Below are 17,598 nucleotides of genomic sequence, written 5' to 3'. Positions count from 1 at the left end.
ATAAAGCCAGGTATTTGCTGAACTTGTTCTTGCATTGGCAGTCTTAACACGACAATATCGTCTATCTCAATTATTTCCCGTCGGAGACAAAATGAAAAAAATACTACCTGCCACGCTTGCACTGGCACTGGCTGGTCTGACATTGCCGCTGCAAGCGCAAGTGACAGCCAATAAGGCTGTCAAAGAAGCACCTGGCAGCAAAGATGTGTTGCCGTTTCAGGCGACAGAAAAACTGCTACCCAATGGCTTGAAAATTATTATCGTGCCAACTGGCTTGCCGAATATTGTTTCTGTACAAATACCAGTGCAGACGGGGTCACGCAATGAGGTGGAGCCAGGTAAATCCGGTTTCGCCCACTTCTTTGAACACATGATGTTTCGTGGCACCAAGGAGATACCGGCGGACAAATACAAAGACATCCTTACCGCCACTGGCGCACGCCAGAATGCCTACACCAGCGATGATCTGACGAATTACTATACGACTTTTTCCAAGGAAGACCTGGAAACGGTATTGAGGATAGAGGCCGATCGTTTCCAGCACCTGTCCTATAGCGAAAGTGATTTCAAGACGGAATCACGTGCCGTGCTTGGCGAATACAACAAGAACAGTGCCAACCCGGTCAGCAAGCTGTTTGAAGTCATGCGTGATGCGGCTTTCCAGACGCATACGTATAAACATACGACCATGGGCTTCCTCAAGGATATCGAGGATATGCCGAATCAATATGCATATTCAAAAGTCTTCTTTGACCGCTGGTACCGTCCCGAATATACGACCATCATCGTTGCTGGAGATGTGGAGCCAAAAGCTACCATCGCCCTGATAGAAAAATACTGGGGCCAGTGGCAGCGTGGCAAGGCGCAGGCACCCGTGCCGGCTGAGCCGGCGCCAGCAGGTGCCTTATACAAGCATGTATCGTGGCCAAGTACAACGCTGCCATATGTTGCGGTGTCTTTCCATGCACCGGCTTTTTCCGTGACCAGCAAGGAGCATGCAGCCCTGCGCATGCTGCTGTCGCTGTCTTTTGGCACGACTTCAGATATCTATAAGCGCCTGCAACAAGATGAGCAAAAGGTCGATCAGTTATTTGAATTTACCCCAGACAATGTTGACCCGGGCCTGGCAACCATAGGTGCACGTGTCAAGAAGGCTGAAGACACGGTGTATGTACGTGATGCCATCCTGCAAAAGCTGGCCCGTATTGCGCAGACACCTTTGCCAGAGCAGGAACTGGCAGATGCGAAATCTGCGCTCAAATATAGCCTGATACGCAGTCTTGATAATACCGACCAGATAGCCGGAACCCTTGTGCGTTTTGTTCATTACAAGCGCTCTTATGCCACCATCAATCAATTTTATAAAGTCATCGACAGCCTGACGCCCTCAGACTTGCAGGCCGCCGCCAGGAAATACCTGGTTGACGATGGCATGATCGTCACCAGTCTTTCCAATACACCCTTGCCAGCAGAGTTGTCGAATCTGCCCAAACTGGCCAGCTTCAATGACAAACCTGTAGATGGCAAGTTTGATGTACTGGTACAGGCATCGAAATTGCCGCAAATCCGCTTCAAGCTGGTATTTGCTGCGGGTTCGGCGCAAGACCCGGTGGGCAAGGAAGGGCTGGCAAGAATGACTGCAGCAATGATAGACAGTGCCGGTTCCAAAGAGCGCAAGATTGATGAAATCAAGAAATCCATGTTCCCGCTGGCAGCCAGTTTTTCTGCGCAAACAGACAAGGAAATGACGAGCTTCAGCGGTTCTGTGCATAAGGAAAAATGGAAGGAATTCATCCAGGTCGCCTTGCCTCAGTTGCTGGCCCCTGGTTTCCGTGAAGATGATTTCCGTCGCATCAAGGATGAGCAAAAAAATGCCTTGTTGCTGGATCTCAAAGATAACAATGAGGAAGAATTTGCCAAAGAACGTTTGCAGACCAATGTGTTTGCCGGTTCTGCGTATGCGCATCCGGTATTGGGAACAGTCAAGGGTATAGAGGCGATCACCCTGGATGATGTCCGCCAGTTCTGGAAAAAAGCCTACACCACAGGTGCCTTGAAGGTTGGTATTTCAGGTGATGTGTCTGATGCGATGGTGAGCAGTCTCAAACAGGTCCTGAGCAAATTGCCGGATGGTGCCGGCATGGCAGCCATTGCTGCCCCGGTTGGTAAAACCAGCCAGGGCATGGAAGTGGAAATCATAGAAAAGAATACGCGGGCAACGGCGATTTCGATGGGCTTCCCTATTGCGGTCACCCGTTCACATGCTGATTTTGCGGCGCTGTGGCTGGCAAAAACCTGGCTGGGTGAACACCGTTCCAGTTCTTCTCATCTGTATCAGCGCATACGTGAAATACGTGGCATGAATTATGGTGACTATGCCTATATCGAAGCTTTCCCTGGCGGCATGTTCATGTCTTTCCCTACACCTAACCGTGCGCGTCAGTCACAACTGTTTGAAATCTGGATACGTCCGGTTGCGCCAGAAAACGCGCATATGGCCTTGCGCGTTGCCGTTGCTGAACTCGACAAACTGGTCAATCAGGGGCTGAGCAAAGAGCAGTTTGAAATCACCCGCACCTACCTGATGAAAAATGTCTTTATGATGACAGCGACGCAAGACCAGCAACTCGGTTATGCATTGGATGCGCAATGGTATCGCACGCCAGAGTTCACCAGGATGATGCGTGACAAGCTCGCCAAACTCAGCGTTGCGGATGTGAATGCCGCCATGAAAAAACATCTGTCGGCGCAAAATATGTCCGTGGTCATGATTGCCAAAGATGCGGCAGGACTCAAGGACAAACTGGTGGCCGATGAGTTTTCGGCGATTAAATACAATTCTGAAAAACCCAAAGAATTGCTGGATGAAGATCAGGTCATCGGCAAACGTAAATTGAATATACGGCCAGAAGCCGTCAGTATTACACCCGCGACAAAAGTGTTTGCTGAATAAACAGTAACAAGATTGAAAAGCCCTGCAACCGTCATGGTTGCAGGGCTTTTTTTGTTGAAGGGTTTTACCTGGTCCTGAAGTTTCAAAGTGCTTTTTGCACGATCAGACCGATAGAGGTGACGACGTATTTTTCTATCTGTAAACGCAGATGGGTATCCTGTATATATGGCGCGAGATCAACATGGCCGTCTGCATAACCATCGCCTTCATTCCAGTCCATCTCGATCAGATGCCCTTGCGATTGCAGCGTGGTGATGATTTCTTCTATGTCACGTTTGCGGAACAGCACGGTAGCACCACTGTCTACGGTGTCCGTGTTGGAAGACATATTGTATTCTGTCGTGTGGATGGCAAAACCGCCGGGCTTCAGGCAATGCATGGCGTTATAGACAAAGTTCTTGCCATGCTCAAGTGAGCCCAGATGTTCAAACGCGCAGGAAGACCAGAGAAAATCAAATTTGCCGTGCAGTTCTTCACTGATATGGTTCATGTCGGCAAACCTGAATTCAACCAGTCTGTGCAATTCCTGTTCATCACACAAATTTCTCTGGTTGATGGCTTCAAAACCATTCGCATGCTGGGTTGATTCTACCCACCCTTTGGCCTGGGCTTCTTCGGTGAACAAATCAGTGGCGACAATGCGGGCGCCATGTGCTGCAAATAGGGCAGTCAGGGGTTCAGTGCCAACGGCAAAACCCAGTCCCAGCTTATCGCTTGCCAGCATGCCACGCTCTTTCAGCGCCTGTACGATAAATGCCCATTCCCAGATCTTCCTGTGCATGTGACCAGGGCGGTCATGCATGCGCGCAGTCCAGTATTGGAAATGTTCAGTGCGCATCAGTTGTTCAGTACAAATTGCTGATGTCAGCCAATCATCAGACGCGGCTGGCGGTGATTGCAGGTAATCATGCGCTGGTATAAAGCGCTCTTGCCATGCTTTTACGGCCAGCAAGGCATCTTCTTTTTCTATTTCTGGGTTGTTAACACCTGCATTCACAATGTCAATTTCTTTGGGAATCGTGACTGCCTGCTGGCGTTGAGAAGGGAATTGCTGTCTGACCCATGCCGCAGCATTGGTTTGCCGCAATTCCAGGGGAAGCATGCGCCATAGTGGCAACGCGAATTTCAATATGCTGGATTTCATCATCTTGACAAATATTCTGTGACATTGCTGCATCCACATTCATACCGTGGATAAAGCTGCTCGAATAAGAAAGACTAACTTAATATTGTCTCAATGGCAATTGGTTTGTTAAATTATTTAATAATCGTCGTGAGTATCAGGTTCGACATGCGTACTGGCATCGAGTTACGCAATCTATATGCTCTGTGCTGCAACGCGCATTTTTTTATCAGCCAGTCATCGAAATTGATGATAAATTTATCGAATGCGGCTTATGTTGCTCATGTGGATTTGTTTTACGTGAGCTTATGCCTACCCGTTGGTACTTCTTGCTACCCATTTGTACGCATTATCAGGTTCTGAATTGGCTTCTGAAATTTGAAAGTAAAAATGAAATTATTCTTGGATATTGTGAGCACCCTGGCTTTGATCGTGTGGCCTTTATTTATGATGATGTCAGCCATGTTGTTTGATGCACCTGGTTCAGAAGCAAACAAGTCCAATCTGGGTTTTCTGCTCTTCATCATCTTTTATCCCGTCATTATTTTTGCAGCTTACAAGCTGTTTGGGATGACTTACTTCCGTATTTCTGCAAACAAGGCATTGGTCACTAGCGTCGTGCTGACTGTGCTGATCGCGCTGCTGTTTGACTATCCGTGGTTCATCATGAACACGATGGCAGGCATACCCAGTAGCGGTTATTTTGTGAAAGAAGACAAGGTTTATTACTATGGCAAAACCATAGGCGGTGCACAGGCTGCTAGCTTCAAGGTCATCGGCAAGCAATATCAGCAATATGCAACGGATGAAAAGCATGTCTACTTTAATGGCAAGCTGATCGACGTCGCAGATCCCGCCAGCTTTACCGGCATCAGCCATCCTAAAAGCCAGCCAGAAGACGAGGGTAACCCTCTGTTCTGGAAAGATAAGACCCATGTTTACATAGAGGGGCATACCCTGTCAGGTGCCAGGCCAGCAGAATTCAGGCATCTGGGTGGCCGTTACGGCAGCGATAGCCAGCAGGTCTACTATGGCTGGCAAGCTTTAGAAGGCGCAGACCCGGCCAGCTTTCAATTGCTGAATCCCAATATGGCGAAGGATGACAAGCTGGTATTTGTCTTAGACAAGGCATGCAAGCTGAATGCGCCTGCTTCGCAGTTCCGTTTGTTGACGGATCAGGATCTGGCAGTTTACGCGACGGACGGGCAACACGTGTATGCCGTATTTTTTGGTGCGGAAGACCCGCTGCAGCTTGTCGTGGATGCTGATCCGGCTTCATTCAGTTTGCTGGAAAGAGCTTATGTGAAAGATAACAAACGGGTCTATTATCGGGACTCCAGTTTGCGTAAAATGATTTTGCTTGAGGCTGCGCATGCGGCCAGTTTTGTCGCTGGCAATTACGATAATGCCACTGGCTCTGACGCACATGACCACACGCACTATTATCTTGGTGGTGCGCTGGTGACAGCAAAAAAATAAGCAGGTACAGTTTAAATACGTATCCTGCAACAGTTGCGACTATAATTTTAAGTCATATTGACATACAACCTGGGACGAATTGAGATGAATACAGCCAATAGTGTTGACACCTTCACTTGTCCCGAGTTTCTGGCGATGGAGCGTAGCATCATCGACGATTTCGTCGATTGCACGCGTGAAGCATGCGAAGAGGCCGAGACCTGTGTCAAGGCACTCGATAACGATGGCGGTACAGCCTATATCCATCGCCTGTTTCGTGCCATGCACTCACTCAAAGGCAATTGCCAGATGGTAGGTCTGGCACCTTTCACGCATTTGCTGCATAAGGTCGAAGAAATTGTCGCCAGGGTACGCGCAGAGCAAGACCCTTATTTTCGTGAACTAGGTGAATTCCTGCTACTGGCAACGGACGAAGTCGAAGACTTGCTCAAGGACTTGATTGCGAATGGCCGCACCAGCGATGCGCGCCGTAAAAAACTGTATGACATTTGCGATGTCTTGCAACAAAACAGCCTGGGCACCTTCGCACCTCAACAATTCAAGGATGCGATTGCCCTGCTTGACGGTAAAGTGGAAGACGATAATGGCGTAACAAAATCACCCAAGGTACAACTGGAGTTGCCAGATGACCTCGAGTTGATGCGCAAGCTGTCATTGCATATCGATAATCTGAGTATTTATCGCAAAAATCGTAGCGAGCAGGTAGTGCAACTGACAGAACTTCTCAACGAGACATTGGGTTTTCCTGTTGATGCGGCGCAATTGCATGCGGCTTCCCTGATGCACGATGTAGGCATGAGCTTTATCCCGCATAATATTTTCAACAAGGAAGGCCAGCTTTCCAAAGAAGAAGTACGCAAGATACAGGAGCACGTGGTAACGGGCAGCCAGCTATTGCTGCGTTTTGGTGTCTGGAATGATGCGGCACGCATGGTGCTCGATCACCATGAACGCTTTGACGGCTCCGGCTATCCAAATGGCTTGGCCAGTGAGCAGATACACCCTGGCGCACGCATACTTTCCATCGTTGACACCTTTTGTTCCGTAACCAATGAGCGTTCAGACCGCAGCTATAAACGCAGCCTGTTAAGTGCGATTTCAGAAATCAATGCCAATAGCGATAGCCAGTTTGACCCGCGCATGGTCGAAGTATTCAATGAAGTAGTACGCAAACTGATCGCCAAACAGTAGCAATAAGGTAATTCACGCTGACCACGCGCCGCATGCGCAAATCATCGCCTTACTATGCAAATATCAAAAGTACCGCATATCAAATTCCAGGGACTGGAATTACGTAATCTAAACAGGGAAGATGCAAGGCAATGGTATGCCTATCTGCAAAATCCCGAAGTAGTTTTGCACACTAGCTGGAATCTACAATTCATTGATGACCTGCTGCTTCAGTTTGATAGCTTTGAATCAGATGCCGTCAATTCTGGCATCAAGCTGGCGATTATCGATACTGCAAACCAGCAACTTGCCGGTACCATCGGTTTTCATACCATTTCCACTCTCAATCACAGCGCAGAGATTTCCTATGACCTGGCACCTGCTTACTGGGGCCGGCGCATTGCACAAGCGGCAGCCAAGGCGCTGTGTGAGTGGGGATTCAATGAATTTGATTTAAACCGCATCCAGGCAACAGCGCTGGATAGCAACATCAATTCATGCAAGGTACTTGAGAGGCTGGGTTTTGAGCGTGAAGGATATCTGCGCGCATTCCGCATGGTCAGGGGCCAGCCAGGGAATTTCTGGATGTATTCATTGCTACACCCACGTCTTGCAAGTAAATAAACAGGCTTCTTTTTACAGGTTTTCATATAGCCGGGTTGTATCCCATGTTGCAGATAAATATCAGAATGAAAAACATTGTTTTTTTCATGGCGGCTTCATGAGTTTATGTTGGACAGTCTGTCTGCGTATGGGTTACGCTGAAATGACTTGTCGTATGCCAGTCTGAGCTGCCCGGGGAAACCAGCATGTTTTTAAAACGTTCAAAAGAAGAAGTCATCTTGCTGATGCTATGTGGTTTAAGCATACCCAGCATACTTCCTTTTGGCATCATTCGTTTATTTCAAAACAACTTGCTGCTGGCCGCTGTCGATCTGTTAATCGTTACTGGCATGCTATGCATCATGTTGTTTGTCTGGCGCACGCGGCGCATACGCCTTGCCGGGATTGCTGTCACCGTCTTCTATTCGCTGGGCATGCTGGCAGCCATTTATCTGAAAGGGCCGGGCATTGTCTATTGGGTATATCCGACCATGATTGCGGCATTTTTCATCCTCAAGGCAAAAGAAGCGCTGGCGATCAACAGTGTGTCATTGTTACTGCTGGTCGGCATCCTGCATGCCAAAATGTCGTTGCTGGATCTGTCTACGCTGATCGTAACGCTGATATTGATCAATTTATTTTCTTACATTTTTTCGCATCGCACCAGTCTTCAGCATCATGAATTGAACCAGCAAGCTGAAAAAGATTTTTTGACCGGAGTTGGTAACCGCCGCGCCTTTGATCGTAAGCTGCAAGATATCTGTGACGATAGTTCCCCTCATAAAGATGCCTGTCTGCTGATACTTGACCTGGACCATTTCAAGAATGTGAATGACCAGTTTGGCCATACGGTAGGTGATGATGTACTCATACAGTTTTGTGCCTTGCTGCGCGCAAGGATTCGCTCCATAGACAGCCTGTTCCGCTATGGTGGTGAAGAATTTGTGGTCGTGGCAATCGGCACTGACAGCATTGCTGCCGCCCGTTTTGCAGAGGAGTTACGCGTACTCATTGAAAAAGCCATCCTGATCCGGGATTATCCTGTCACGGTATCGATAGGCGTTGCGCGAAAATGCGACGGCGAAAGCAGCGCTGACTGGTTCCAGCGGGCAGATGCCATGCTCTATGACGCGAAACTGTCAGGGCGAAACGCTGTGCGGGTCGCTGCTGACAGAGACGAGCTGGCTTGAAATATCAATTTTCTGCAGGCGGGTTTTGCACGTCGTCGGCTGGATTGATGATGTCATCACTGGGGCGATAACTCCAGGCCGGCATGAACAATAAAACAAATAATGAAGCCAGTGCAATGAAGGCTGTAATCCATATGACGAACTGATTGGCGGCGATACGTTCAGGATAAATCCGGATAACCGCACCGAGACCGATGGCATTACCGGAAGCAACCAGCACCGCGCTGGCATAATCCTGAAAGCGCCTGGCCTTGTTTGCACTTCTGGCCCAGCGTGGGTCCGTGTTATAGCTGGGTAGTGTCAGGTGCGCATTTTCCAGTCTTTCCAGTGTTGCCAGAAAGTGGCGCAAATTCGTGATGGATCGCTCTGCCTTGTAATTTAAAAACGCCAGACAGATCGAGGCGACCGGGAAACCCAATACCAGCCATTCTATTGGCAGTTTGCTATTTGGTTCTCCCGGTTTTAATGCCACCAGGGCGGCCAGCAGGCTGACCACCAGCGTTACATACAAAGCCAGCGACTGATGTCTTTGTGCTATGCGGGTATTGACTTCCTGGTTGGCAGCGATGAAGCGGTAATTGGCGTCAACGTGTGATTTGGACATGACTTTCTTTCAGCGACAAGAGGAACTTCGCTATTATCGCTTACTTGGCATGGACTGGTCATTTCAAAAAGCCCAGGTGGCAGAGATATAGGCAGTTTTACTATCGGGCAGTTGTGCCATGACTGCTTTATTTGGCCCGCCATAGATACGGATACCACCATTGATTGTGATACGGTCACCTTGCCAGCCCAGTGATGCTGTTGTGATACGGCCATTGTCTTCCGGCGTCCATAACAGGTCGATCGCAGGTTGCCAGCCATTGTCTTGCCAGCTCCAGCGCACGAACACATTTTTCCGGCGCAGGTTGCCTGAGGTCGACAGGGCCTGGTTTTGCCAGGCCAGGTTATAGCCAATTTCCTTTTGCAATTGCGGCAGGTAGGCAATACTGCCGCGCAGACTTTGATTACGCGTAGTCCAGTCTTGCCACTGCCTGTCCGACATGGCCGTACCATCCCACCAGGTTTCCAGGAAAAAGCTGTGTTGGGATTCTGTCGTGTAATTGGCACCCAGCATGACTTGCATTGCATTATTCTGTGAAGCATCTTGCCACGGTGAATTGCGTTGTATCAGATTACTGAGTGCGCTGCTGTCTGTACTCATGCGCAAGCCGGTATTTTTACGCAGATAGCGCAATGAGGCATGCAACTCCATTTCATCAGTGGCAACCCAGGCTGCGGCTGCGCCAAGGCTGGCCCCGTTTTCCTGACCATAGCGGGCAAAGCCATGCAGATCCAGGCTGCCCATGCGGTGATACACGCGGGCAGCAAATGCCTGTTCCTCAGCCATGTCGGTGCTTGGTGCATGACCAGGGTTGACCCACACCATTGATACAGAAGAACTGGCGTTAAAATATTCAACACTGGCCAATGGCTTGCCTATGGATGTCGTGCTGATCAGTGAACGGCGCTTTTCCTGCGCTACCACGTCGTTTGGACGGAAACCATAACCAACATCCCAGGCAATGACTCTCTTGCCTGCGCTGTATTGCCAGGCGCCTTCACCACCGGCTGCGTATAACTCATTGAGCCAGCCGCTGGCGCGGGTATTGCCACTGTCATTCATCTGCCCCTGCAAGGTAGCGATGGCGGTTATGCCCTTGCCACTGAGATGCAGTTCAGCTTCAGCCACGCCGCTTTGTGTATCGTGGGCAATCAGGCCGGGCACAAGTTGATTGACCATGCCGGCCGGGCTGCTGGTGTTAGCGGATGACGTATTCCACAAACCCCTGATCTGTCCGCTGAAATCCGTTTCCTGCGCCATCGTCAGTTGGCTGGCTGATAAAAGGAGGGCCGCAATCGCAGAGGGCAGGGCGCGCAGTATAAAAAAAGACATGCTCACTCCAGGTTCGGATTTTTTGCCAGGAACATCGGGTTCAGCCATTGTTCAGGTACGGTTTTCTGTTTGCGGCTCACATAGCGCACGCGGGTTTCTTTATGGCTGCTCAGTTGATCCAGCAACAGCATTTCGGAAACGGCAGCAGGCGCTTGTGGCTTGTCCATGATGAAACTGGCTTGCTTGGCGAGTTTTTCTGATTGCACATACAAGTCAGCCTTGATGGGTTCATGGCGGCTTTTCCCCAGCCATAAATCGATATGCTGGTAGGCGACAGATTTGCGTACCGCATTCAGGCTCAGGTGAAGGCAGGCTTTGTCATTGCATTTTTCTTCGCCAACGATGGTGCCGGTATAGTCCTGTGCCCAGCTCATGGTGGCGATATCGCCGATGGAAGCATCACCCAGCAATTTCTGCATGGGTGTGATACGCAAGGGACGCTGACTGCCTGGCAGAACCATCCAGAAATCGTCGCCCAGCATCAATACCTTTTGCCCTTTCTCTGCCGGGCTTTGCATCAATACCAGGGATTGATGATTGGGCTGGGAAAACACGATGTAGTTGCGTTCCTTTTCTACCGTGCCATCCTTGGCAAACGTAGTGATCTGCGTTTCCACCTTGGTGCTTTCGGTGCCGACGCGGAACTGGTCGGCAGTTTTCAACAGATCATTGACTTCATCGGCATGGGCGATGTTGCCAAAAGCCGCCAGTAAAACCAGCGACAGGAGGGTAATTTTTTTCATGATGTCTTCCTTGATATTAATTGTGTGCCAGCGCTTCAACGATGGGTTGGCGCAAGGTCTTGCGGGCGATAAAGGCAGATGACAGCATCGACAGGGCGATCATCATGCCGATGGTGACAAGATATAAGCCCGCATCGATGGTTACCATCAATGGGTAACCGACAGAACGGCCGGGAGGTGGCGGCATTTGCACGGGGAAGATTGTCAGCAGCAATGCAATGCTGATGGCGAGGGCTGCGCCGACGACAGCACCACTGCCGCCGAGTAACATGCCTTCAAAAGAAAAGCTGCGTATCAACTGGCCTGGCAGTGTACCCATGGCACGCAAGGTGCCTACTTCACGGGTACGTTCGATAATTGCCATGGCCATTGCATTGGCGACCACGAACACGACGATGATACTGATGATGGCTCCCAGTGCACCGAAAATGCGGTTGTACAAATCCCTTACTGATTTATAGAAAAAAGCCTGTTCCAGCCAGTTTTGCACTGTCATGTCGGGCAGGGCTTTGGCCAGTCTCGCCTGTGCGGGCAAGGTCGCTTCCATGGAATTCAAAAACACTCCCAGGCTGGAAATGCGCTGGGTATTCAACAGTTTTTGTGCTGTCTTGATGTTTGAATAGACGAGACGTTTGTCCAGATCTGGCACACCAGTGGAGACCAGTCCCCTGACAGTGACATCAATTGCATTCAATGCGCCATCTGTCGTGCTGGCCATCAAGGTCAGGCTGCTGCCGGGTTTGGCTTTCAGGCTACGGGCCAGGGCATCACCGATGACGATTTCTGCTTCCTTGCTTTCGGTTTGTATCAGTTCACCTTCTTTCAATGTCAGCGTCGGGCCTTTGACAGAAAATTCTGCATCAGGATCAATCGCAATCGCCATCATGATGGTGGATTTGTCGCCATTGCTGATCAGGCCGTTATAGTCGATGCGTGGCAATACATAGCGTACGGCAGGGTCGGACAGGATTTTGGTTTGCAGCGCAGCCGCGTTTTCTATGCCGTGTTGCAATGGCACATCCTGGTCGTCCGTGAAATGCTGGGGTTTGCCTATGATAAGGTGGCCGGTGGCACGTGCCGATATTTGCGCCAGACCTTCATAGGTTGAATAGGCGAAGCCACCTGCCAGCAAAATGGCAGCCGTGCCCAGCGCCGCCACGGTCACTGTAATCAGTGAACGGCGGCGATTGCGCAGGGTGTTATAGAAGGCAAATTTTATCCAGGTCAGTTTCATTGCAGTTTCCCATCCAGTAAAGCGACGATGCGGTCGCAGCGTGTCGTCAGGCGGCTGTCGTGGCTGGCTATCACAAAGGCCACACCTTCGGCATGACCACGTTCGCGCATCAGGTCCAGCACCTGATCTGCGGTTTGTGAATCGAGACTGGCAGTCGGTTCATCGGCAATCACCAGGCTGGGGCGTTTGACCAGGGCTCGCGCAATCGCCACACGCTGGCGTTGTCCGCCAGACAGGGCATCTGGCAAGTGCTGCGCATGGTCATGCAGACCGACGGCTTTCAACTGTGCAGCAACCCGTTCCCGCCGTTCTGCCAAAGGCACACCGGTGAGGAATAAGGGGTAATCAACATTTTCGGCCACTGTCATGACTGGCACCAGGTTGAAGCTTTGAAAGATAAAGCCTATGGTGTCGCGCCTTTGCAGGGTTTTCTGGGTGTCATTGTATTGATTGATATTGACACCGTTGAGCAGGATATCGCCAGCGTCGGCATGGTCAATCAGGCCGCATAAATTCAGGATCGTACTTTTGCCGCTACCTGATGGCCCGGTCAACGCCAGCATTTCTCCGCGTTGCAGACTTAAATCCACGCCCTGCAGGGCTTTGACCACATGCGCACCCAACTGATAGGTCTTATGAACTGCACGCAGTTCTATTGCCGGTGACTGGCTCATGATGTGATTCCTTTCAGCATGGCTTTGGCGGCTTCGGCTTGCGGTGCTTTCTGCTGTATCACTTCATTCAGGTAACGCTTGGCATCTTCGCTACGCTTTTGTTCTGTTGCCAGGCTGGCTGCACGCATCAGCACGGCACCGCGAAAACCCGGTTCCGCTTTTTCAAGCTGTTTGTTGTCGAGAACCTCGTTCAATAACTTGATACCGCGCGGGCCGCGATTCATGAAAGCGGGCACAGCAAGAAAAGTATTGGCGGCGACAAATTTCACCTCCAGCAAAGCCGGTGTACTGCCATGCGATTGTGCATTCTCATTGCTGGCTGCCAGTTGCAGGGCCTTGTCCAGCATGGCCATGCCTTCTTCTGCAAAGGCCATTTTCTTCCATGGAAAGATGGTGGTGGTCGCGAGTTTGCCAGTGCTGGCACCGGCATACGCCATCAGCAAGGGGTTGCCAGGTTCCTGTTTCAGCAAGTCGTTAAATGCGGAAGCAGTTTTTTCTTCATTGCCACTTCCCGCTGCCGTGAATTGCTGGAACGCTGCCTGGAACTGTGGTTCTGAAAAAGCCATGGCCTGGGTAGTCACTGTAGTCACTGCGAAAAACAGGCTGCTGGTGAGCAGGAATTTTTTGACGATTATTGTTGATGACACTGCCATGATGATCTCCTGTACGGTGTTGTGTGAAAGGGTGTAGGGTATGAACGTGAGCACAGGCGCAGAATAAATCTCGCTGTGCACACTCACAATTGCTATGCGACGAAATGGAGGAAGCGGGCGCAAGCGGTATCAGAAATGGCGCGAGTTGCAGGCGATGAATTGGGTTTTGGGCCTTCTGGGCCTTCGGTGCATTCTGTATCACGAGGTAGCGGAAAAAAATCCCGAATCATGTAATACTTGATTTTTTAAACACCCATCAAGACATCATGAAAACCCTGCCATCAGAATTTATCGTGAATAAGAGCAACTTATTGGAATCCAGGTTCCGGCCTTTGCCTGTTCCTGATGCCACTGGGCTGGGTGAGGGGCAAGTGCTGTTGCAGATAGACAGGTTTGCGTTCACGTCCAATAACGTGACTTATGCGGCATTTGGCACTGCCATGCAATACTGGAATTTCTTTCCTACCGAAGAAGGTTGGGGCAATATCCCGGTCTGGGGTTTTGCCGATGTCATCCTGTCCAGGGCTGATGGTATTGCTGTGGGCGAGCGTTTTTATGGCTATTACCCCATGGCGACGCACCTGACTGTCACCGCTGGCAGGGTCACTGACGCTGGTTTCGTGGATACGGCTGGACACCGCCAGCCCATGCATGGCTTATACAATCATTACGTCAGGACCAGCACTGATCCTGGCTATACGAAGGAATCGGAAGATGTCCAGGTCTTATTGCGGCCACTGTTTATCACCTCTTTCATGATTGATGATTTTCTGGCAGACAACCAGTTCTTTGATGCGCAAACCATTCTGATTTCCAGTGCATCCAGCAAGACTGCCTATGGCCTGGCATTCATGCTGTCCTTGCGCAAGGACAAAACCTGCAAAGTCACAGGGCTGACTTCAGCGGCAAATGTCGCTTTCGTCAAAGCCATGGGTATTTATGATGAGGTGATCAGTTACGACGAGGTCACCACTTTGCCAGCTGACCAGGCCGTGGTCTATGTGGATATGGCTGGCAACGGCCAGTTACGCAGCACCTTGCATCACCATTTCAATGACAATATGAAGTATAGCTGTTCTGTGGGTGGTACCCATTGGGAAGAACTGAGCGGTGCTTCCGGCCTGCCAGGTGCCAGGCCAACGCTGTTCTTTGCGCCTGCGCAAATCAAGAAACGCATGGCAGACTGGGGGCCAAATGGCGTACAGACGCGGCTTGCACAAGCCTGGCAACAATTCATGCAGCCGGTCATGGCATCAGAAAAGCCCTGGATGCAGGTGATACATGGTCAAGGCGAGGCCGATGTGCGCCGCGTCTATGAAGCCATGCTTGGCGGCAGCGCGCGGCCAGATCAGGGTAATGTTCTTTCCCTGACAAATTAGAGCCGGCTAGCGGTCAGATTTCCACAGCGCAGGCAAGTCACCGGACTTCCTGCCCTTGACGATGGCGGCATTGATTTTTTCTATGATGTCGCGCCTGGTTTCGAGACCAGAAGTAAAGTGAATATCATCGATCAGGAAAGGCTTGCTGAACACCTTGATGCCAAAGCTGGTTTGAATTTCAGTGCGTATGTTTTTATCGCTCAGATATTGATTCAGCTCGGCTTCCACATCTTTGGCATTCGACATGCGCGAATTGAAGAGCATGACATCCATGCGGCCAGACAAGAGTTTTTTCAGACGAGAACTGATCTGTGGCTGATCTTCCTCGACCCTGAACAAGATATTACGTTTGCTGTCTATGTCGTCACCAAAACGTATACCCCTGACTATGCCTACTGATTTGTCTTTCAGGTCTTTGATGCCTGCATATTGCATCTTGCTGTCATCCCGCGCCACCACCCAGACAAAGTCAGAAAACACCGGCTCGGAATAACGCATGGTTTTCAGTCTTTCGGTATTCTTGGACAGGCCAAAGCCCAGACCCTCGCCCTTGCCTATATTCTCGATCACACGCGGTAAGGGGTAGCGGCGGATATCGAACTCTATATCCAGCGCATGTTCAAAATAATTCAGGATTTTTTGGTTTTCAGGGCGTATAGGCGAAATCTCGCCATTTTCATCACGATTTTCTGCCAGAAGCAAAGGCTGTATGTTTTTGGCATGCGCCGTCAACTGGGTACAAGAGCAGCAAATCAAAAGCAGAAGCACTAGCCAACTTGCATAAGCATGGTAAGTACAAAAATAAGTACGAAAATAAGTACGAAAATAAGCACAGAAATAAGGAGACGACTTGTCTTGCATGTAATCTTCTCTTGTTGGAGCGATGTCCTGATCATACCAGCAGCACAGACTGGATTGTAGGCCGTCTTTTCACAGCTACGAAAGTTGATGCAAATTAACACATTCTGCTTATTGATAGCACTTTGGAGAGCACTTTGCCTGGTGACAGAGCTTCGCATTGTGAAAGCTGAAATGATTTTCAATAATTTGATAAAATGGTAATACTCATTCCTTTACAGGAAATGAGTTACTTCAGCTTAAGGCTTGCCGGGCGATGTTATCTTTGATCCAGCGTCGTCTGGTGTGCCACAACTTGCGTGGAAAGGAGACATCATGCCCTTAGTCACAATCACAGTCTGCAAACCCAAATCCCTGCTTTTCAAAGAAACGGTATTGAATGCCGTACATTGCGCTTTGGTCGAAGCGGGTGTGCCGGAGACGGACAAGTTTCAGCGTATCCTGGAACTGGATACTGAGAATTTCCGCTTTGATCCACATTATCCTGATCTGCATAAAAACCGTAACCAGGACTTTGTCCTGATAGAGATACTCTGGTCGGTAGGCCGCAGTGTCAATGTCAAGAAAAAATTGCTGGACAGCCTGATGAAGCGACTCAGCGACAAGAGCATGAATCCAGAAAACATCATGGTCTGCTTCAGGGAAACCGCCTGGGAAAACTGGTCATTTGCAGGTGGGCGATTACTGCACACCTGATACCGGTGTTGTGACGCATGTGGAAATGCGTATTGATTATGCCGGCAAAGGCAGGTGTCTGGGTGTGCCTGAACGTCAGGTCAGGCATGCAACCGTATGTCTTAAGCATCTCAAGGCATGTCAAGGATGGCATGACCATGCAGGCAAAACAGCTTGAATTTGCTTTGCACTTTGGAATCTGCGACCATGTCAGGCAGATTGAGGCGCGCGCCATAGCAGCTTGCTGGTGGCGGCAAATAAATATTCCATACCAAGTGAAGGACGAGGTTTTAATAATGGGCAAAACCAGACTGGAAGCATTTAGCGATGGCGTGATCGCTATCCTGATTACCATCATGGTGCTGGAAATGAAAGTGCCGCATGGCGCTTCTCTGGATACATTATTACCTGTGCTGCCAGTGTTTCTCAGCTATGTCCTCAGTTTTATCTATGTTGGTATTTATTGGAATAACCATCATCACATGCTGCATGCCTGCCGCAAAGTGACAGGCGGGATTTTATGGGCGAACCTGCATCTGCTGTTCTGGCTGTCGCTGATCCCGTTTGCATCTGGCTGGGTGGGAGAAAATCATTTCGCTTCGGCACCTACGGCTTTGTACGGCGTGGTTTTGTTAATGGCAGCGATTGCTTATTTTATCTTGCAACAAATGATCATTGCCACCCAGGGCGACGATTCCATCCTGAAAAAAGCAGTGGGCAATGACTGGAAAGGCAAGCTGTCGCCTATTACTTATGCGACGGCGATACCACTGGCCTTCTGGTTTCCCTTGTTGTCCATGGGCCTATATGTTTTTATGGCCCTGATCTGGCTGATACCTGACCGACGTATAGAAAAAGTATTAAAAAGCCACGAAGTATAGGCTCATCGTCATCAACCTTAATCAACCTTAATCAACCTTCGTCAACC

At 49.9% G+C, this 17,598-nt stretch carries 16 protein-coding genes; 8 read left to right on the top strand and 8 right to left on the bottom strand.

All coding sequences use genetic code 11. The features are described from left to right. The first annotated feature begins 91 nt into the window (after positions 1 to 91). Positions 92 to 2,953, top strand: coding sequence for a M16 family metallopeptidase (locus ACO0LH_RS15535; RefSeq protein WP_422942021.1), 2,862 nt, complete (start codon positions 92 to 94; stop codon positions 2,951 to 2,953). A gap of 82 nt (positions 2,954 to 3,035) precedes the next feature. Here ACO0LH_RS15535 and ACO0LH_RS15530 read toward each other — a convergent pair whose 3' ends face one another. After that, a complete protein-coding gene (locus tag ACO0LH_RS15530; RefSeq protein WP_422942020.1) occupies positions 3,036 to 4,100 on the bottom strand; it encodes an SAM-dependent methyltransferase in 1,065 nt (354 codons plus the stop codon). Between the two features lie 366 nt (positions 4,101 to 4,466). On the opposite strand from ACO0LH_RS15530, the gene ACO0LH_RS15525 reads away from it, so the two are divergent. The 4 genes from ACO0LH_RS15525 to ACO0LH_RS15510 all read left to right on the top strand — a co-directional run bounded on the left by ACO0LH_RS15525 (position 4,467) and on the right by ACO0LH_RS15510 (position 8,518). Then, positions 4,467 to 5,555: a DKNYY domain-containing protein gene (locus ACO0LH_RS15525; protein WP_422942019.1), complete on the top strand. Its 1,089-nt coding sequence runs from the start codon at positions 4,467 to 4,469 to the stop codon at positions 5,553 to 5,555. An 84-nt stretch (positions 5,556 to 5,639) separates the two neighbouring features. After that, a complete protein-coding gene (locus tag ACO0LH_RS15520; protein WP_422942018.1) occupies positions 5,640 to 6,746 on the top strand; it encodes an HD-GYP domain-containing protein in 1,107 nt (368 codons plus the stop codon). A 54-nt stretch (positions 6,747 to 6,800) separates the two neighbouring features. Next, the gene (locus ACO0LH_RS15515; RefSeq protein WP_422942017.1) at positions 6,801 to 7,349 is read left to right on the top strand and encodes a GNAT family N-acetyltransferase; all 549 of its coding nucleotides are present in this window, start codon (positions 6,801 to 6,803) and stop codon (positions 7,347 to 7,349) included. A 185-nt stretch (positions 7,350 to 7,534) separates the two neighbouring features. After that, entirely contained in the window at positions 7,535 to 8,518 is a 984-nt protein-coding gene (locus tag ACO0LH_RS15510) for a GGDEF domain-containing protein (RefSeq protein WP_422942016.1), read from the top strand. Between the two features lie 4 nt (positions 8,519 to 8,522). Here the strand turns inward: ACO0LH_RS15510 and ACO0LH_RS15505 are convergent, their stop codons facing one another. The 6 genes from ACO0LH_RS15505 to ACO0LH_RS15480 all read right to left on the bottom strand — a co-directional run bounded on the left by ACO0LH_RS15505 (position 8,523) and on the right by ACO0LH_RS15480 (position 13,758). Beyond that, complete coding sequence (locus ACO0LH_RS15505; protein WP_422942015.1) at positions 8,523 to 9,122, bottom strand: hypothetical protein; 600 nt, start codon at positions 9,120 to 9,122, stop codon at positions 8,523 to 8,525. A 63-nt stretch (positions 9,123 to 9,185) separates the two neighbouring features. Next, entirely contained in the window at positions 9,186 to 10,454 is a 1,269-nt protein-coding gene (locus ACO0LH_RS15500; protein WP_422942014.1) for a hypothetical protein, read from the bottom strand. A 2-nt stretch (positions 10,455 to 10,456) separates the two neighbouring features. Next, a complete protein-coding gene (locus ACO0LH_RS15495) occupies positions 10,457 to 11,197 on the bottom strand; it encodes an outer membrane lipoprotein-sorting protein (protein WP_422942013.1) in 741 nt (246 codons plus the stop codon). A 16-nt stretch (positions 11,198 to 11,213) separates the two neighbouring features. Beyond that, positions 11,214 to 12,431, bottom strand: a complete 1,218-nt coding sequence (locus tag ACO0LH_RS15490) for an ABC transporter permease (RefSeq protein ID WP_422942012.1) — start codon at positions 12,429 to 12,431, stop codon at positions 11,214 to 11,216. Continuing rightward, complete coding sequence (locus ACO0LH_RS15485; protein ID WP_422942011.1) at positions 12,428 to 13,105, bottom strand: ABC transporter ATP-binding protein; 678 nt, start codon at positions 13,103 to 13,105, stop codon at positions 12,428 to 12,430. The genes ACO0LH_RS15490 and ACO0LH_RS15485 overlap by 4 nt, the downstream gene beginning before the upstream one ends. Continuing rightward, the gene (locus ACO0LH_RS15480; RefSeq protein ID WP_422942010.1) at positions 13,102 to 13,758 is read right to left on the bottom strand and encodes a hypothetical protein; all 657 of its coding nucleotides are present in this window, start codon (positions 13,756 to 13,758) and stop codon (positions 13,102 to 13,104) included. Before ACO0LH_RS15480 ends, ACO0LH_RS15485 begins: the two co-directional genes overlap by 4 nt. Before the next feature lie 266 nt (positions 13,759 to 14,024). Here ACO0LH_RS15480 and ACO0LH_RS15475 point away from each other — a divergent pair, with 266 nt between their 5' ends. Beyond that, positions 14,025 to 15,137: a DUF2855 family protein gene (locus tag ACO0LH_RS15475; protein ID WP_422942009.1), complete on the top strand. Its 1,113-nt coding sequence runs from the start codon at positions 14,025 to 14,027 to the stop codon at positions 15,135 to 15,137. Between the two features lie 6 nt (positions 15,138 to 15,143). Here the strand turns inward: ACO0LH_RS15475 and ACO0LH_RS15470 are convergent, their stop codons facing one another. Continuing rightward, on the bottom strand, positions 15,144 to 15,869 hold the full coding sequence (locus tag ACO0LH_RS15470) for a substrate-binding periplasmic protein (RefSeq protein WP_422942008.1): 726 nt from the start codon (positions 15,867 to 15,869) through the stop codon (positions 15,144 to 15,146). Between the two features lie 441 nt (positions 15,870 to 16,310). Between ACO0LH_RS15470 and ACO0LH_RS15465 the strand changes: the two genes are divergently transcribed. Then, positions 16,311 to 16,691, top strand: coding sequence for a tautomerase family protein (locus ACO0LH_RS15465; RefSeq protein WP_422942007.1), 381 nt, complete (start codon positions 16,311 to 16,313; stop codon positions 16,689 to 16,691). A 275-nt stretch (positions 16,692 to 16,966) separates the two neighbouring features. Further along, on the top strand, positions 16,967 to 17,551 hold the full coding sequence (locus ACO0LH_RS15460; RefSeq protein WP_422942006.1) for a TMEM175 family protein: 585 nt from the start codon (positions 16,967 to 16,969) through the stop codon (positions 17,549 to 17,551). Positions 17,552 to 17,598 lie beyond the last annotated feature (47 nt).

The organism is Undibacterium sp. TJN19, assembly GCF_049339485.1.
Classification (GTDB): Bacteria; Pseudomonadota; Gammaproteobacteria; order Burkholderiales; family Burkholderiaceae_D; genus Undibacterium.
Note: the sequence above shows the minus strand (reverse complement) of the source record. Positions and strands in the feature narration are given on the sequence as shown.

Bases quoted from the DNA above. Each gene is read 5' to 3' on its own strand.
- ACO0LH_RS15535 (WP_422942021.1), top strand. From the start codon at position 92: ATGAAAAAAATACTACCTGCCACGCTTGCACTGGCACTGGCTGGTCTG.
- ACO0LH_RS15530 (WP_422942020.1), bottom strand. From the start codon at position 4,100: ATGATGAAATCCAGCATATTGAAATTCGCGTTGCCACTATGGCGCATG.
- ACO0LH_RS15525 (WP_422942019.1), top strand. From the start codon at position 4,467: ATGAAATTATTCTTGGATATTGTGAGCACCCTGGCTTTGATCGTGTGG.
- ACO0LH_RS15520 (WP_422942018.1), top strand. From the start codon at position 5,640: ATGAATACAGCCAATAGTGTTGACACCTTCACTTGTCCCGAGTTTCTG.
- ACO0LH_RS15515 (WP_422942017.1), top strand. From the start codon at position 6,801: ATGCAAATATCAAAAGTACCGCATATCAAATTCCAGGGACTGGAATTA.
- ACO0LH_RS15510 (WP_422942016.1), top strand. From the start codon at position 7,535: ATGTTTTTAAAACGTTCAAAAGAAGAAGTCATCTTGCTGATGCTATGT.
- ACO0LH_RS15505 (WP_422942015.1), bottom strand. From the start codon at position 9,122: ATGTCCAAATCACACGTTGACGCCAATTACCGCTTCATCGCTGCCAAC.
- ACO0LH_RS15500 (WP_422942014.1), bottom strand. From the start codon at position 10,454: ATGTCTTTTTTTATACTGCGCGCCCTGCCCTCTGCGATTGCGGCCCTC.
- ACO0LH_RS15495 (WP_422942013.1), bottom strand. From the start codon at position 11,197: ATGAAAAAAATTACCCTCCTGTCGCTGGTTTTACTGGCGGCTTTTGGC.
- ACO0LH_RS15490 (WP_422942012.1), bottom strand. From the start codon at position 12,431: ATGAAACTGACCTGGATAAAATTTGCCTTCTATAACACCCTGCGCAAT.
- ACO0LH_RS15485 (WP_422942011.1), bottom strand. From the start codon at position 13,105: ATGAGCCAGTCACCGGCAATAGAACTGCGTGCAGTTCATAAGACCTAT.
- ACO0LH_RS15480 (WP_422942010.1), bottom strand. From the start codon at position 13,758: ATGGCAGTGTCATCAACAATAATCGTCAAAAAATTCCTGCTCACCAGC.
- ACO0LH_RS15475 (WP_422942009.1), top strand. From the start codon at position 14,025: ATGAAAACCCTGCCATCAGAATTTATCGTGAATAAGAGCAACTTATTG.
- ACO0LH_RS15465 (WP_422942007.1), top strand. From the start codon at position 16,311: ATGCCCTTAGTCACAATCACAGTCTGCAAACCCAAATCCCTGCTTTTC.
- ACO0LH_RS15460 (WP_422942006.1), top strand. From the start codon at position 16,967: ATGGGCAAAACCAGACTGGAAGCATTTAGCGATGGCGTGATCGCTATC.